13 protein-coding genes are annotated in these 14377 nt (G+C 64.6%); 7 read left to right on the top strand and 6 right to left on the bottom strand.

All coding sequences use genetic code 11. The features are described from left to right. The first annotated feature begins 40 nt into the window (after nt 1-40). The 6 genes from HMPREF9153_RS10765 to HMPREF9153_RS10790 all read left to right on the top strand — a co-directional run bounded on the left by HMPREF9153_RS10765 (nt 41) and on the right by HMPREF9153_RS10790 (nt 9182). A complete protein-coding gene (locus tag HMPREF9153_RS10765) occupies nt 41-1984 on the top strand; it encodes a cytochrome c oxidase assembly protein (protein ID WP_004811875.1) in 1944 nt (647 codons plus the stop codon). Beyond that, on the top strand, nt 1981-4224 hold the full coding sequence (locus tag HMPREF9153_RS10770) for a heavy metal translocating P-type ATPase (protein ID WP_004811876.1): 2244 nt from the start codon (nt 1981-1983) through the stop codon (nt 4222-4224). Before HMPREF9153_RS10765 ends, HMPREF9153_RS10770 begins: the two co-directional genes overlap by 4 nt. Before the next feature lie 10 nt (nt 4225-4234). After that, nucleotides 4235-5227 carry a lipoyl synthase gene (gene lipA, locus HMPREF9153_RS10775; RefSeq protein WP_021108695.1) on the top strand — a complete coding sequence of 331 codons (993 nt, stop codon included), beginning with the start codon at nt 4235-4237 and terminating at the stop codon, nt 5225-5227. Nucleotides 5228-5372: 145 nt separating this feature from the next. Continuing rightward, nucleotides 5373-6143: a DUF4191 domain-containing protein gene (locus HMPREF9153_RS10780; protein ID WP_004811878.1), complete on the top strand. Its 771-nt coding sequence runs from the start codon at nt 5373-5375 to the stop codon at nt 6141-6143. A gap of 7 nt (nt 6144-6150) precedes the next feature. Then, on the top strand, nt 6151-7953 hold the full coding sequence (locus HMPREF9153_RS10785) for an ABC-F family ATP-binding cassette domain-containing protein (protein WP_004811879.1): 1803 nt from the start codon (nt 6151-6153) through the stop codon (nt 7951-7953). Between the two features lie 104 nt (nt 7954-8057). After that, a complete protein-coding gene (locus HMPREF9153_RS10790) occupies nt 8058-9182 on the top strand; it encodes a glycosyltransferase 87 family protein (RefSeq protein WP_231097295.1) in 1125 nt (374 codons plus the stop codon). On the opposite strand, the gene HMPREF9153_RS10795 is transcribed toward HMPREF9153_RS10790, so the two are convergent. The 4 genes from HMPREF9153_RS10795 to HMPREF9153_RS10810 all read right to left on the bottom strand — a co-directional run bounded on the left by HMPREF9153_RS10795 (nt 9161) and on the right by HMPREF9153_RS10810 (nt 10960). Beyond that, a complete protein-coding gene (locus HMPREF9153_RS10795; RefSeq protein ID WP_004811881.1) occupies nt 9161-9613 on the bottom strand; it encodes a PTS sugar transporter subunit IIA in 453 nt (150 codons plus the stop codon). The two genes, HMPREF9153_RS10790 and HMPREF9153_RS10795, sit on opposite strands and share 22 nt — an antisense overlap. Continuing rightward, nucleotides 9613-9843: a PTS sugar transporter subunit IIB gene (locus HMPREF9153_RS10800; RefSeq protein ID WP_004811882.1), complete on the bottom strand. Its 231-nt coding sequence runs from the start codon at nt 9841-9843 to the stop codon at nt 9613-9615. Before HMPREF9153_RS10800 ends, HMPREF9153_RS10795 begins: the two co-directional genes overlap by 1 nt. 146 nt (nt 9844-9989) lie before the next feature. Beyond that, nucleotides 9990-10238 carry a PTS sugar transporter subunit IIB gene (locus HMPREF9153_RS10805; RefSeq protein ID WP_004811883.1) on the bottom strand — a complete coding sequence of 83 codons (249 nt, stop codon included), beginning with the start codon at nt 10236-10238 and terminating at the stop codon, nt 9990-9992. After that, nucleotides 10235-10960 (bottom strand): GntR family transcriptional regulator, encoded by a 726-nt coding sequence (locus HMPREF9153_RS10810; protein ID WP_004811884.1) that lies wholly within the window; start codon nt 10958-10960, stop codon nt 10235-10237. Before HMPREF9153_RS10810 ends, HMPREF9153_RS10805 begins: the two co-directional genes overlap by 4 nt. Nucleotides 10961-11173: 213 nt before the next feature. Between HMPREF9153_RS10810 and HMPREF9153_RS10815 the strand changes: the two genes are divergently transcribed. After that, nucleotides 11174-12562 (top strand): PTS transporter subunit EIIC, encoded by a 1389-nt coding sequence (locus HMPREF9153_RS10815; RefSeq protein ID WP_004811885.1) that lies wholly within the window; start codon nt 11174-11176, stop codon nt 12560-12562. A gap of 70 nt (nt 12563-12632) precedes the next feature. Here the strand turns inward: HMPREF9153_RS10815 and HMPREF9153_RS10820 are convergent, their stop codons facing one another. Both HMPREF9153_RS10820 and HMPREF9153_RS10825 read right to left on the bottom strand, forming a co-directional pair. Then, nucleotides 12633-13241 carry a DedA family protein gene (locus HMPREF9153_RS10820; protein ID WP_004811886.1) on the bottom strand — a complete coding sequence of 203 codons (609 nt, stop codon included), beginning with the start codon at nt 13239-13241 and terminating at the stop codon, nt 12633-12635. Nucleotides 13242-13264: 23 nt separating this feature from the next. Further along, complete coding sequence (locus HMPREF9153_RS10825; RefSeq protein ID WP_004811887.1) at nt 13265-14377, bottom strand: glycosyltransferase; 1113 nt, start codon at nt 14375-14377, stop codon at nt 13265-13267.

The raw sequence follows: 14377 nt of genomic DNA on the forward strand, positions 1-14377 counted from the left end.
CCATCCCGGCTACAGTTCCCCCTACCCCACCCCAAAGGAGATGTTGGTGACGCATCCCACCCGTGCCCGCGCCACTGGACCGCTGCTGGCGGTCACGGGTGTCGTCATGACCGTCATCGCCGCCGTGACCGGTCGGCTCCGGACCCTGGAGCCTCGTCTGCTGGGTAGGGAAAATCCGGACGTCCTCACCAGCGTCCTCCATGCCGTCGTCGGGACCCTGTTCTGGACAGCTCTGGTGTGGACCCTGGCCGAACTCATTCGCGCCACCCTCTGCTCTCCCCACCGGGATGTCGTCGATCCCACCCATACCCGCGGGCGCCGGGCCTGGCTGGCAGCCCAGATGTGGGCGTTGCTGGCCCTGCTCATGATCCCGCTGGAGTCCGCCGACTCCGCCGGTCTGACCTTCGAACAGACCATCGTCGACCTGCCGACCTACATCACCTCGACCCCTTCTGTGACGGCCTGGCTCGTCGTCGCCGTGCTGGGCCTGGTGGTGGCGCTACTCGCCCTGCTCGCCACGCATCTTGGTGGCCTCGTCATGGCGACGTTGGTGACGGTTCTAGCTGCCCTGCCAATACCGGTGACCGGAGCCATCTCGGTGGGTCTCAACCACGACTTCGCCACCGACTCCGGGGCTCTTGCCGCCATCGGTATGACGATTGCAGCGGCGTGCGTTCTCGTCGAGGTCCTCGATGGGCCTGATTCCGCTGTCACCTGTCGGTTGTCCTGGCTGGAACGCGTCGGGGCCATCATCACCCTTGCCGGCGGAATCGTCGTCACCTGGCAGGGTCAGGCCGGGCATTCCTGGCTGTCGGACCGATGGGGGGTGGCCCGGGTCGTCCTGTTGATCGCATCAACGGTCTGGGTGATCCTCAGCTGGTTGCCTCAATCTCGGGTACGTGGGTGGCTTCGTCTCGGGATGGTCACCATCGTCCTGACCGTCCTGGGAGCCAGCAGCCAGCTGGTGCCCCCGCGCTACCTCATCGGGCAGACCCCCGCCGTCAACTACCTCGGTTACGAACTGCCACCGGCGCCCAGCACTGGTGTCCTGCTGGCCCCGGGCCGTCCCAACATCGGTTTCTGGACCCTGTCGATCCTGGGAATCGCGGGATACCTCTTCGCGGTGAGCATCATCAAGCGCCGCGGCGAAAAATGGTCCGGCGCTCGCATCGGGTCCTGGATCGGGGCATGGGTCGTCGTGATCTACCTGGCCAGCGTTGGCCTGTGGGAGTACTCCTCGATGCAGTTCAGCTGGCACATGTTGGTCCACATGACCTTCAACATGCTGGTTCCCGCCTTGCTGGTGCTGGGAGCGCCGGTAACTCTCATGAGGGAGGTCTTCCGTACCGGCGATGGCATCGACGACGGCCTCAACGGCCCCCACGACTGCCTCGTGGCCGCTCTGGAATGGCGTCCCACCAAGATCCTATTCGGCCCATTCGCAGCATGGATTGTCTTCATCGCCAGCTTCTACGTGGTGTACTTCACCCCGATCTTTGGCTACCTGATGCGCTACCACTGGGGACACCAGTGGATGTTGCTGCACTTCCTGATGGCCGGGTTCATGCTCTTCGAGTACGTCATCGGCCTGGACGACCTGCCCGCCTCCCTGCCTCACATCGGTCGGCTGGGCTTCGTCATCACTGCGATGCCCTTCCACTCCTTCTTCGCCGTCATCACGATGAATGCCCACCAGATCATTGGCAAGGACTTCTATCAGGCCCTGTCGATCCCGTGGGTGACCAACCTGCGCGACGACCAGAACCTCGGCGGCCAGATCACCTGGGCAACCGGCGAGATTCCGATGGCCCTGGTGCTCATCGCCCTGTGCGTGCAGTGGTTCGTCTCCGATCGGCGGGACCAGCGCCGGGTCGACGCCTCCGAGGATGCCAGCCTCGACGAGTCCCTCGCCGCCTACAATGACATGTTGGCTCGGATGGCTGGCCAGGAGATCAAGCCGCAGGACCCGGAGAACCGGTCATGACCGCGGTGACAACCGATGAGCAGGATGACGACGAGCCGGTCCTCCATTCCCCGGTCCAGCTCCAGATCGGCGGGATGACGTGCGCGGCGTGCGCCAACACCATCGAGAAGCGCCTGGCCCGTATTGACGGCGTGCATGCAAGCGTCAACTTCGCCTCCGAGCGAGCGACGGTCACTGGTATCGACGTCGAGGACGCCATCGCGGCCGTCAAGGATGTCGGCTACACCGCCGCTCCGCTGTCTGACGTCGATCTGGCCGTCGAGGCAGAGCGACGCATCACGATGCTGCGACGCCGTCTCATTGTCGCCGTCCTGCTGACGTTGCCCCTCATGGACATCGGGTTGGTACTGGCCCTCGAGCCACAGCTGCGCTTCCCCGCCTGGGACCGGCTGCTCGTCGTGCTCTCCCTGCCAGTGGTGTTCTGGTCGGCGTGGCCCTTTCACAAGGCGACATGGTCAAACCTGCGCCATGGCATGACCTCCATGGACACCCTGGTCTCACTGGGCGTGTTGTCCTCCTTCGGATGGTCCTTCGTCTCCATCCTCATCGGCGCCCAGGACGAGGAGGGGTACTGGCTGGGCTACGGCATCACCCCTGCTGGCGCCGACACCCTCTACCTCGACGTCGCTGCCGGGGTGACCTGTTTCCTGCTGGCCGGGCGCTATTTCGAAGCCCGGGCCAAGAGGTCGGCTCGCTCGGTGCTGACGGCCCTGGGCCAGTTGGCGGCCAGGAATGCGCGCGTGCTGCGCGACGGGGTCGAGACCCTCGTGCCCATCGAGAAGTTGCACAAGAGTGACCTCTTCGTCACCTTGGCTGGTGAAACCCTCGCCGCCGACGGGAAGATCGTCGAAGGGTCGTCGAGTGTTGACACCTCGATGATGACTGGCGAGCCGATGCCGGTCGACACCACCGTCGGATCAACGGTTCTGGGCGGAACGATGAACCTCACCGGACGCATCGTGGCGCGAGCCATCGGCGTGGGAACCCACAGTCAACTCGCCCAGATGGCGGTCATGGCCGAGGAGGCCCAGGCCCGCAAAGCCAACGTCCAGCGTCTGGTCGACAAGGTCGTCGAGATCTTCGTGCCGGCCGTGCTAGCCGTGGTCGTCCTCACCTTCTTCGGGTGGTGGATCGCCGGGGCAGGCATCCGTCATGCCTTGTCAGCGGCTCTCTCCGTGCTCGTCATCGCCTGTCCCTGCGCCCTGGGTCTGGCCACCCCCACCGCGCTCATGGTCGGGGTGGGACGCGGCGGTCAACTGGGAATCCTCATCAAGGGCCCGGAAGCGCTGGAGGCGTCAGGACGCATCGACACCGTCGTCCTCGACAAGACCGGTACCGTCACCACCGGCGACATGACCCTGACCGAACGGATCGCCGCCGACGGAGAGGACATCGACCGAGCCCACCGCTACGCCGCCGCCCTGGATCAGCACTCCACCCACCCGGTGGCCACGGCCATCGTCGCCGCTGTCGAGGGCACGATTCCGGAGTGCCCCAGCCCGCTCACCGTCGCCGGTCGCGGCTCTGCGGGCGAGGTCGACGGGCACGACGTCATGGTCGGCAATCCCGTCTTCCTCACCGAGGCCGGCATCACCATTCCCGGCGAACTCACCGACGCCGTCGATCAGGCCGCCAGTACTGGTCGTTCCACCGTCCTCGTCGCGATCGATGGCCGGGCCACGGCAGCACTCGTCATTTCCGACACCGTCAAGCCCGAGGCTCCTGCGGTCATCGCTCAGCTCAAGGGGATGGGGCTGCGAACCGTCCTCCTCACCGGTGATTCGAAGGCCGCTGCGGACGCCGTCGCCTCCCAACTCGGTACCGACGAGGTACTCGCAGACGTCCTGCCCACCGAGAAGGCCAAGATCATCGACGAACTACGGGCCGGGGGACGCGTCGTCGCCATGGTCGGGGACGGCATCAACGACGCCGCGGCCCTGGCCAGCTCTGATCTCGGCCTGGCGATGGTCACCGGCACCGACATCGCGATGCGCAGCGCGGACATCATCTGTGTGCGTCACCATCTCGGGGTCGTCCCAGACGCCATCGGGCTGTCACGACGCACTCTGCGCACCATCCGTGGCAACCTCGCATGGGCCTTCATCTACAACATCGCAGCTATCCCGATCGCAGCCGCCGGGCTCCTCAACCCACTGATATCCGGGCTAGCCATGAGCCTGTCGAGCCTCTTCGTCGTCACCCATTCACTGAGACTTCGCAACTTCGGTGCACACAGTTAAACTGACCGACGTGAGTGTCGAAGCAGACGGTAGAAAGCTCCTCCGAGTCGAGGTCAAGAACTCCCAGACCCCCATCGAGGACAAACCCCGCTGGATCCGCACCCGGGCCACGATGGGCCCTGAGTACCGTGACATGCGACGCCGCATGATCGACGGTGATCTTCACACGGTGTGCCAGGAGGCTGGTTGCCCCAACATCTTCGAGTGCTGGGAGGATCGCGAGGCCACCTTCCTCATCGGCGGTGACCACTGCACCCGTCGGTGCGACTTCTGCCAGATCGAGTCGGCCAAGCCGGAGGACTACGACCGGGACGAACCCCGCCGCGTCGCCGAGTCCGTCAAGCAGATGGGACTGCGCTATGCCACCGTCACCTCGGTCTGCCGTGACGACCTCGAAGACGAGGGAGCCTGGCTGTGCGCCGAGACCATCCGCCAGATCCACCAGGTGAATCCGGGAGTCGGCGTCGAGATGTTGGCTCAGGACTTCTCCGGCAAGCAGGATCTCCTCGACGTCGTCTTCGGGGCACGCCCGGAAGTCTTCGGGCACAACCTCGAGACGGTCCCCCGTATCTTCAAGCGCATCCGCCCCGGATTCCGCTACGACCGTTCGCTGGCCGTCCTCAACTCGGCCCACGAGGCGGGACTCATCACCAAGTCGAACCTCATACTCGGCATGGGAGAGACTCGTGAGGAGATCTCGGAGGCCATGCAGGCCCTGCATGACGCCAACACCGACCTGCTGACGATCACCCAGTACCTTCGTCCGAATGCCTACCTGCACCCCATCGACCGCTGGGTGACCCCGCAGGAGTTCGATGAGCTGGCCGAGGAGGCCCGCGAGATCGGATTCGTCGGTGTCATGAGTGGCCCGCTGGTGCGCTCCTCCTACCGCGCCGGACGTCTCTACCGTCAGGCCATGGAGGCTCGCGGGGAGAAGCCGGTCACCATCGTCACCGGGTACCGAGACGGGGAGAAGCCGGCTCCATTCGCGACCAAGGAATGATCAGGGACACCTGATCAGCTTGACGAGGAGGATTCCAGCGGCGCCCCGAGGTACATACACCGAAACCATGCCAAAGTAGGGCCACCGTCGCGAAACCGGTAGAATGCCGCGGAGTCCGTCCACTAACCTCGTCGGGAGCGTGTCAATGCCCAAGAGCCAGGCAGCCAAGGAACTCGCCGCCAAGCAGAAGGCGCAGGCCAAGGCCGAGAAGGAGCGTCGCAAGAACTCCGACAATCCCAAGGACTGGAGCACCGGCAAGCAGCTCGTCGAGACCTTCAAGCTGACTCGCCAGGTTGATCCCCAGCTCCTCTGGTGGGTCATTGGCGCCTTCGTCCTGGGCGTCGTGGTGTTCACCGTCCTCGGTCTCATCCTGACCGATCTGTGGTGGGCATGGCTCATCGTCGGCATCTTTGCCGGTGCTGCTGCCGCCATGTGGGTGTTCCAGTGGCGCGCCAAGCATTCCATGTACGCCCGGTTCAAGGGCCAGACCGGATCGGCCGAGGTCGCTCTCTCCCTGCTCGACAAGAAGAAGTGGACCTCCACCCCGGCGATTGCCTTCACCCGCCAGCAGGACGTCGTGCACCGCGCCGTCGGACCGGCCGGAATTGTCCTCATCGGCGAGGGACACGGCAACGGTCTGCGCAATCTGCTGGCCACCGAGACCAAGCGTCATGAGCAGGTCGCCTATGGCACTCCGGTGACCTCCATCATCATGGGCGACGGCAAGGGTGAGGTTCCGCTGGAGGACCTCGACAAGCACATCAAGAAGCTGCCCAAGGCTCTCAACACCGCCCAGGTGGACGAGGTCATCAACCGCCTCAAGGCCCTCGACGCGATGCGTCCGAAGGTGCCACTGCCCAAGGGCCCGATGCCCAGCTCCATGAAGGGCGCCCGCGCCGCCATGCGAGGACGCTGAGCCTCCGTTGGCCGGCACAAACCTCGTCAACGCCGATCGCATCTCGAAGTCCTGGGGCACTCGGACGGTCCTCTCAGAGGTGTCCCTGGGACTCTTGACGGGAGATGTCATCGGCGTCGTGGGTCGCAACGGGGACGGAAAATCGACCCTCCTGGCCCTTCTCACGGGCTCGTTGGAGCCCGATTCCGGGGTCGTGACGCGCACCAATGGGGTTTCCATCGGGGTACTCGCCCAGGCCGAGACCCCCAAGGGTGACGAGACCGTCCGTGACCTCGTCGTCGGTGGCCGTCCCGATCATGTCTGGGCGGCGGATCGCGAAGCTCGCCCCATCGTCGAGGACATGCTCTCCGACATCGACCTCGATCGCCCCATGACCGATTTGTCCGGTGGTGAACGGCGACGTGCTGCCTTGGTCTCAATCATGCTGGCAGACCATGACCTGCTCGTCCTCGACGAGCCCACCAACCACCTTGACGTGGAGGCCGTCGCTTGGTTGGCAGGCCACCTCCGCCACCTCCAGGAGCGTGGCGTCGCAATGCTCGTCGTCTCCCACGACCGCTGGTTCCTCGACGAGATCTGCACCGACATCTGGGAGGTTCACGACGCCACCGTCGAGGCTTATGAGGGCGGATACTCCGCCTACACCCTCGCCCGGGTGGAACGCGCCCGCATCGCTGCCAGCAACGAGGCCAAGCGTCAGAACCTGGCGCGCAAGGAGTTGGCATGGCTGCGTCGCGGCGCCCCTGCCCGCAGCTCCAAGCCTCGTTACCGCGTCGAGGCCGCGAACGCCCTCATCACCAATGTCCCCGAGCCCCGCGACAAGTTGGAGTTGGCACGCTTCTCCGCTACCCGTCTGGGCAAGGACGTGCTCGATCTCAAGGACGTCACCGTCACCGTGACCTCCGACGAGCTGGGTGAGCGCACCCTGCTTGACAAGGTGACATGGTCGATCGGCCCAGGTGACCGAATCGGTCTGGTCGGCGTCAATGGTGCCGGCAAGACGACCCTGCTCAATCTCTTCGATGGATCCCGGCAGCCCGACTCGGGCCGCGTTAAGCAGGGAAAGACCCTGCGACTTGCCCATCTGCGTCAGGAGGTTGACGACCTCGACACCACGGTGACGGTGCTGGAGTCAGTCAACGACGTCAAGGCCAGGACGAAACTGGCCACCGGCCGGGACGCCTCCGCCGCGGACCTGCTGGAAGGATTCGGATTCACCGGGCAGAAGCTCGTCACCCGTGTCGGCGATCTTTCCGGTGGGGAGCGTCGTCGTCTGCAGCTGTTGCGCCTCCTCATGGACGAGCCGAACGTGTTGTTGCTAGACGAGCCGACCAACGATCTCGACATCGACACCCTGCGCTTGCTCGAGGACTACCTCGACTCCTGGCCGGGGACGTTGATCGTCGTCTCGCACGACCGGTGGTTCCTGGAGCGGGTCTGCGACGTGGTGTGGGCCCTCGTGGGAGACGGCACGGTTGCCCTCCTGCCAGGAGGCATTTCCCAGTACCTGGAGCACCGTCGCAATCGTGAGACCGGTCCGTCGAAGTCGAGTCGAGTGGGCACCGAGGGGTCCCGGCAGAAGGTCAACACTGCGGCCCTGCGTCAGGCTCGCAAGGACATGGACCGGATTGACCGCCAGATGGGCAAGGTCCGCGACAAACTCGCCTCGTTGCACGAGGAGATGGCTGCCAAGGCCGACGACTACCAGGCCCTCGCCGATTTGCAGATGAAGGCCAATGACCTCGACGAACGGATGTCCGACCTCGAGGAGCAATGGCTGGAGGCCGCCGACATCGTGGAGAATTCGTGACACTGCAAGACGATGACACCAACGTTTCCCGGCCCCGCAGATCCTTGGCCATGCTGTGGCCAACGATTGCTACCCTCGTCATCACGGTCGCGTGGATGCTCATCATTCCCGACCCGATCGACCTCAGGATCTACCGGGACTGCGTGCGAGCGATGCTGCACGACCCGGAGACGCTGTACACCGCCACCTCGGTCATCGGTCTGGGATTCACCTATCCACCCTTCGCCGCGATCGCCCTCATCCCGCTGACCCTCCTGCCGTTGCGCGCCGCGACGATCCTTCACCATGCCGTCAGCGCGACTGCTCTCGTCGTCATGATCGACGTGGTGTGGCGCCGCTGCGGACGTCGACCTTCGGGCATCCTGACGGCTGTCGTCGCCGTGATCCTGGTGGCCAGCGAACCGATCGGCAAGAGCTTTGCCTGCGGCCAGGTCAATCTTCAGCTGGCTCTCCTGGTCGTCCTTGACGTCTTCGTTCTTCCCCGAAAGTGGCGCGGTGTCGGCGTTGGTGTAGCCACCGGGTTCAAGCTCACTCCCGGCATCTTCGCACTCTGGTACCTCGTCACCGGCCAGTTCAAAGCAGCCTTGCGAGCCGCTGGCACCGGAGTGGCAACGATTGCTCTCGGCTTCGCCATCGCACCCACGGCATCGTGGCAGTACTGGACCCATTACATGATCACCCCGAAGCGGCTGGGCGGGCTCACCTGGGCCGGCAACCAATCCCTCTCGGGGATGTTGTTGCGACTGGGGCTGGGAGACCTCACGCTGATCTGGCTCGTTCTCGTCGCCGTCTGCTGCCTGTTCGCTGGGATTTCCTCACGTCGGCTGTGGCAGCAGGGCGATGCTGACCAGGTGTGGTCCCTGCTGTGTGCCGGACTCTGCGGATGTCTGGTGAGCCCGGTGTCATGGTCTCATCACTGGGTGTGGGCACCGCTACTCATCGTCGCAGGGCTGGCAGACCGACGCCACGGCCGGCACGTTCTCGCCCTGCTCTGGGCCTTCGCCACCCTGACATGGATGGTCTGGTGGTTCCCAGCAGGTAATGACCTAGAAATTGCTGCGCCGTGGTGGCAGAAAGTCCTCACCGACCCTTACGAGATCCTTGGTATCGGGTCTCTCCTCTCCTTGGCCCGAAACAACCATGCATCCGTCGCACGACATGAGGCGGGCGGACCGTCTCCGGCCCGCCCCATACCCGTAACGCTCAATCACGCCACCGTGAACAACTGATCACCGCTGTTCACCGACGTGCCGGCAGCGGCGACACCACCGAGCTTGTCAGGAGTCGTGTCGAGGATGATGATCGGGCAGACCGCACTGCGACCGCCTTCGGCAATACGGGCAGGGTTCCACGTGATGAGCTTGTCCCCGACGGAAACCTCTGCCCCCTCCTCGGTGTGGAGGGTGAATCCCTCCCCCTCCAGCTGGACGGTGTCGATGCCCAGATGCACCAGCACCCCGAAACCGTCCGCCTGAAGGACGAAGGCATGCGGGTGCAGCTTGACGATGCGTCCCGCCACCGGGGCCACGGCGGTGACATCACCGTCGCCGGTGGGCTGCAGGGCGACGCCGGGGCCCACCAGCCCCTGTGCAAACACCGGATCAGGAACCTCGGACAACGTCATCAGGGTGCCGTCGAGGGGGGAAAGGATCGAGGGCATCAGCGCAGGTCCTCGATGTCCTCAGCGAGGGTGTCAGCCTCGGGGCCGACGACCACCTGGACGGAAGTTCCCTGCTGTACGACGCCGAATGCACCGGCTGCCTTGAGGGCGGCCTCGTCGACGAGGTCGGGGTCGTCAACCTCGACGCGCAGCCGGGTGATGCAGGCCTCGAGGTCGTCAATGTTGTCGTCGCCACCGAGGGCCGCCAGGATCTGTTCTGCCTTGCTCATGATGTCTCCTTGTCCTGGTTCGAGATGAACTCCGCCATGGAGGATCCTCGAACAAATACTGGCCCACCTTCCAAGTGGTCCAGACAACTAACACTGAACTCCATCGGGCCGCCCGGTGTCAAGAGACGGTCAGGGTCAAGAAGCGGTCAGGTCTCGTGATCCTCTCCCCACAAATCCTCCAGGTCGGAGGCGAGCAGGTCCGCATCAGGCCCGACGATCACCTGCACGCTTTGCCCCTGCACCGTCACACCATGGACCCCAGCACGACGCAGAGCCTGCTCATCAACCTGCTCGCAGTTTCGGACCTGGCAGCGCAGGCGGGTCACGCACGGCTCGATCGACACCACGTTGTCGACTCCCCCCAACGCCGCCAAGATGTGTTCAACACGCTTCATCGCGAACCTCCTCGAGGTGGATACAGGGTCCTACGTGGCCCGGAGATCGGCACCCACAGTTTGTAACGGTCTCCCCGGTACCAGGACCGGGAGTACGAGACAGCAAGATCGTCGGCATAGGTACGGCGGTTGATGGCCAGCAGGGGAGATCCCACCGGGATGTGCAACAGCTCACAGATCACCGCATCGCCACTGAGGGCCTCGATGGCATCCTCCCCCCAGGTGGGGACCAGTCCAGCGTCAGCCAAAGCCCCGTAAATGCTCGTGGGTACGCCATTCGCCAGCAGATCCGGCATCACTCGCGTGGAGATCCAAGTTCTTTCGACTGCCATCGGAATCCCGTCGGCCAGCCGCACCCGGTAGATGAAGTGGACGGATTCACCAGGCTCAATCCCCAGCCAGACAGCCACGTCCGGGGTTGCCGGCAGTTCCTCTCCGCGCAGCACCCTGGTATCGGGAATCATCCCACGTTGACGCATCTCCTCGCTGAAGGACGAGATCCGAGACTGGACGTCAACCTTCGGAGCCCGGACATAGGTTCCACTCCCCCGGCGACGTTCCAGCCGTCCGCTACTGACCAGCGAGTCCACCGCCTGGCGGACCGTCATCCGCGAGACTCCGAAACGCTCGGCAAGCTCACGCTCACTGGGAACGACATCCCCGACCGACAGACGGGTGTCGATGAGCTCGACGAGATAGTCCCGCACGGTCACGTACTTCATGCGTGAATTATGCCCCGGGTGCAGGGCTGACCACCGGTTGGGGATCGAACCCGACCGGAATGTTCACGTTCACACATTCTGCGCGCCCTCTTGTGATGGCAGTACCGGTGACCTATACTTCCGCAAGTGGTCCATACCACCCCACGGACCACCTGATGCCGAACCGACGTGGGCGAAGGCGTCGGACATGAGAACTCACTGCGGAGGAACTCCATGGCGAAAGACGCTGTTGCCACCAGCACGAAGAAGAAACGGCAGATACCCGGGTTCTCCCAGATGCAACGCATCGGACGCTCCCTCATGCTGCCCATCGCATCCCTGCCGGTCGCGGCCCTGCTCATGCGATTCGGAGCGGCCGACGTGCTGGGCGCGGACGGCGTGGCCAAGCACGCATCCTGGATGCAGCCAGTCGCTGACGTACTCGCTGGCGCCGGTGGCGCGATCTTCGACAACCTGCCCCTCATCTTCGCCCTCGGCGTGGCCGTCGGTTACGCCAAGAAGGCCGACGGCTCCACCGCACTGGCCGCCCTCATCGGCTATCTCACCTTCACAGGCGCAGGCACCTCCGACAAGACCCAGGGTGGCGTCCTGCACGCACTGGCCCCGTACTTCGCCAAGGACACCGGAGTCATCAACTACGGCGTCCTCGGCGGCATCGTCATCGGCATCATCGCCGCCAAGATGTACGAGAAGTACCGCCGCACCAAGCTGCCGACCTACCTGGCCTTCTTCGGTGGACGTCGCTTCGTGCCGATCGTCACCGCTGCGGCCTCGGTGGTCGCCGGTGTGATCATGGCCCTCATCTACCCTGCCTTCGACTGGCTGTTCAACAAGCAGGTCGGCGGATTCATCATGGCCCACGGGTCGAACCCGGCCACCGGATTCGTCTTCGGCACCATCAACCGTCTGCTCATCCCCTTCGGCCTGCACCACCTGCTCAACTCCTTGCCGTGGTTCCAGCTCGGTAACTGCACCAACGCTGCTGGCGAGACCTTGCACGGCGACATCACCTGCTTCTTCAGCGGCACGGCCGGCACCAATGCCTGGACCGGCTCCTTCATGACCGGCTTCTTCCCGATCATGATGTTTGCCCTGCCCGGTGCTGCCCTGGCCATTTACCACACCGCCAAGCCGGAGCGTAAGAAGATCACCGGTGGCGTCATGCTCTCGGTCGGCCTGACCGCCTTCCTCACCGGTATCACCGAGCCCCTCGAGTACGCCTTCGCTTACGTGGCCTTCCCGCTGTACCTCGTGCACGCCCTGCTCACCGGCTCTTCCCTGGCCCTGTGCAACGCTCTGGGCATCAAGGACGGGTTCGGATTCTCGGCCGGTCTGACCGACTACATCATCAACTTCGGACGAGCTGCTGAGCTGTCCGGCGGTGCAGGAAAGGTCCTGCTGCTCCTCCTCATCGGTCTCGTCTATGCCGTCATCTACTACGTGGTGTTCCGATTCGTCATCACGAAGTGGAACCTGCGCACCCCTGGCCGCGAGGAGGAGGGTGACGAGTCCAACGCCGGGGCCAGCGTCTTCGACGAGGCTCAGCTCGCCGCCAACAAGTCCACCGGCAAGGAGAACGCCCAGAAGGAGGGCCGAGCCTGATCCCGCCCCTCCCCCACCTCATGACGGCGCCCCCGGCACAAGCAAGCCGGGGCGCCGTCCGCAATTGCCCTCAGTCGTTCTGCGGAGCGGGCATCACTCGCCGCAGAACCTGGTCCAGGATGACGCCGATGACAATTGCACCGATGATCCCGACCGTCGCGGCGAGGATGTGGTTGTTGCCCAGGAAACTTGCCGCACCGGCACCAATCCCAGTGGCATATCCAGCCCACAGGACCCCGGCCAACGCGTCGATGGGGAGGAAGACGCGATAGGAAAAGCGAGTGGCCCCCGCCATGGCGTTGACGATGACACGTCCGCCAGGGATGTATCGGGCGACCAGGATGCACAGCGGCCCGCGCACCAGCAACTGGTGAGTGGCCCAGGCGACGGTCTTCTGCCGTTTCGGTCCACCGTTGAAAAGCTTGGTGTGGCCGAGCTGATGCCCAATCCAATATGCGATGTTGTCCCCACACATCGCACCGAGTGCTGCCACCGGGACGATGATCCACCACGGCGGGTGTCCTACTGCTGCCAGGGCGACGACGAGGGATTCGCTGGGGACGGGCGGGAAGAACCCGTCGATGACGCATAGTCCCCCCAACGCCGCAATGACCCAGGGATGGGAGGCATTGGCCGCGATGACGCCGTTGACGCTCGCCATCCATGCGGTCAGATCCATACCTGCCAGTCTTCCACCCAGGCTCAACCGGTCGTCACATGGCTGGAGATCGCCTGTCGGTAGACCGTCTCCAACTGATCGACGACGGGCCCGGCCGCGAATCGGGAGCGAGCCTGCCATGCGATCGCCGCTCGGTCCCACGGCCGACCAAGCACCTGTTGCAGGCCATCTGCCAGCGCGTCGACGTCCCCCACCGGGACGACCATGCCGTTGCTGTCGTCGATGAACTCCTGTGGACCACCACACGCCGTCGTCAGGACTGGTAGGCCTGCCGCCAACGCTTCGGCGCAGACCACCCCGAAGGTCTCGGCGTGGGAGGCCAGGGCGAAGGCGTCGGCACCCGCGAGCTCCTCCGCGATGCGCTCACGCGGCTGGGTACCCAGCAGGACGATATTCGGGTTGTTGGCAGCGATGGTCTCCAACGACCCCCGTTGTGGTCCGTCCCCGATGATGCGCAGCTGAACTCCGGGCACCTGCTCGACGGCATGGGCCAGTTCGACCATTCCTTTGCCTGGGTTGAGGGTGGCGACGCTGACCACCACCGTTCCCTCATGACGGCGGGCAGGACGGTCAAAGAGATCGACATCGACGATGTTGGGAATCACCGTCGAGGTGATCCCATGCCCTGCCAGCCGCGAACTCAGCCCCTGGGAGACACTGACGACCGCGTCGGCCCTGTCTCCAGCGACCGAGATGTCCTCGGTCAGGCGCCGATCAGGATTCGCCAGGTGGGAGTCATGCTCTGTCCACACCAGTGGCTCCGGAAACTCGGCGCGGGTCGCAGCGGCCGCGAATCGCGCGAAGTGAGCATGGATGACGTCAGGCGTTCCCCACTCGGAGGTCACGGTTCGATGGAGTCGTCGCGCAGCCCAGGCGTGAACACGATGATCAGTCCGCGCGGAAACGGCCCCCACCGGGACATCCAGTCTCACCACCGTGATGCCGTCATCGCGTTCCACGGCGTGCTCGACACGAGTTCCGAACTTCCGCCAGTGCCGGGCCGAGCGTGCGTCGAGGACGGCCAGTACCACCTCATGGGCCTGTTGGCGCAGCGCCACCGCCTGGTCGTACTCGAAGATCCCCCGCAGCGGAGCTTCCGGGCTCGGAGTACCCCGAGACAAAACCATGACGCGCAT

Origin of the sequence: Cutibacterium avidum ATCC 25577 (genome assembly GCF_000227295.1) — a bacterium.
Lineage (GTDB): Bacteria > Actinomycetota > Actinomycetes > Propionibacteriales > Propionibacteriaceae > Cutibacterium > Cutibacterium avidum.

Bases quoted from the DNA above. Each gene is read 5' to 3' on its own strand.
- HMPREF9153_RS10765 (WP_004811875.1), top strand. From the start codon at position 41: ATGTTGGTGACGCATCCCACCCGTGCCCGCGCCACTGGACCGCTGCTG.
- HMPREF9153_RS10770 (WP_004811876.1), top strand. From the start codon at position 1,981: ATGACCGCGGTGACAACCGATGAGCAGGATGACGACGAGCCGGTCCTC.
- HMPREF9153_RS10780 (WP_004811878.1), top strand. From the start codon at position 5,373: ATGCCCAAGAGCCAGGCAGCCAAGGAACTCGCCGCCAAGCAGAAGGCG.
- HMPREF9153_RS10795 (WP_004811881.1), bottom strand. From the start codon at position 9,613: ATGCCCTCGATCCTTTCCCCCCTCGACGGCACCCTGATGACGTTGTCC.
- HMPREF9153_RS10800 (WP_004811882.1), bottom strand. From the start codon at position 9,843: ATGAGCAAGGCAGAACAGATCCTGGCGGCCCTCGGTGGCGACGACAAC.
- HMPREF9153_RS10805 (WP_004811883.1), bottom strand. From the start codon at position 10,238: ATGAAGCGTGTTGAACACATCTTGGCGGCGTTGGGGGGAGTCGACAAC.
- HMPREF9153_RS10810 (WP_004811884.1), bottom strand. From the start codon at position 10,960: ATGAAGTACGTGACCGTGCGGGACTATCTCGTCGAGCTCATCGACACC.
- HMPREF9153_RS10815 (WP_004811885.1), top strand. From the start codon at position 11,174: ATGGCGAAAGACGCTGTTGCCACCAGCACGAAGAAGAAACGGCAGATA.
- HMPREF9153_RS10820 (WP_004811886.1), bottom strand. From the start codon at position 13,241: ATGGATCTGACCGCATGGATGGCGAGCGTCAACGGCGTCATCGCGGCC.
- HMPREF9153_RS10825 (WP_004811887.1), bottom strand. From the start codon at position 14,377: ATGCGCGTCATGGTTTTGTCTCGGGGTACTCCGAGCCCGGAAGCTCCG.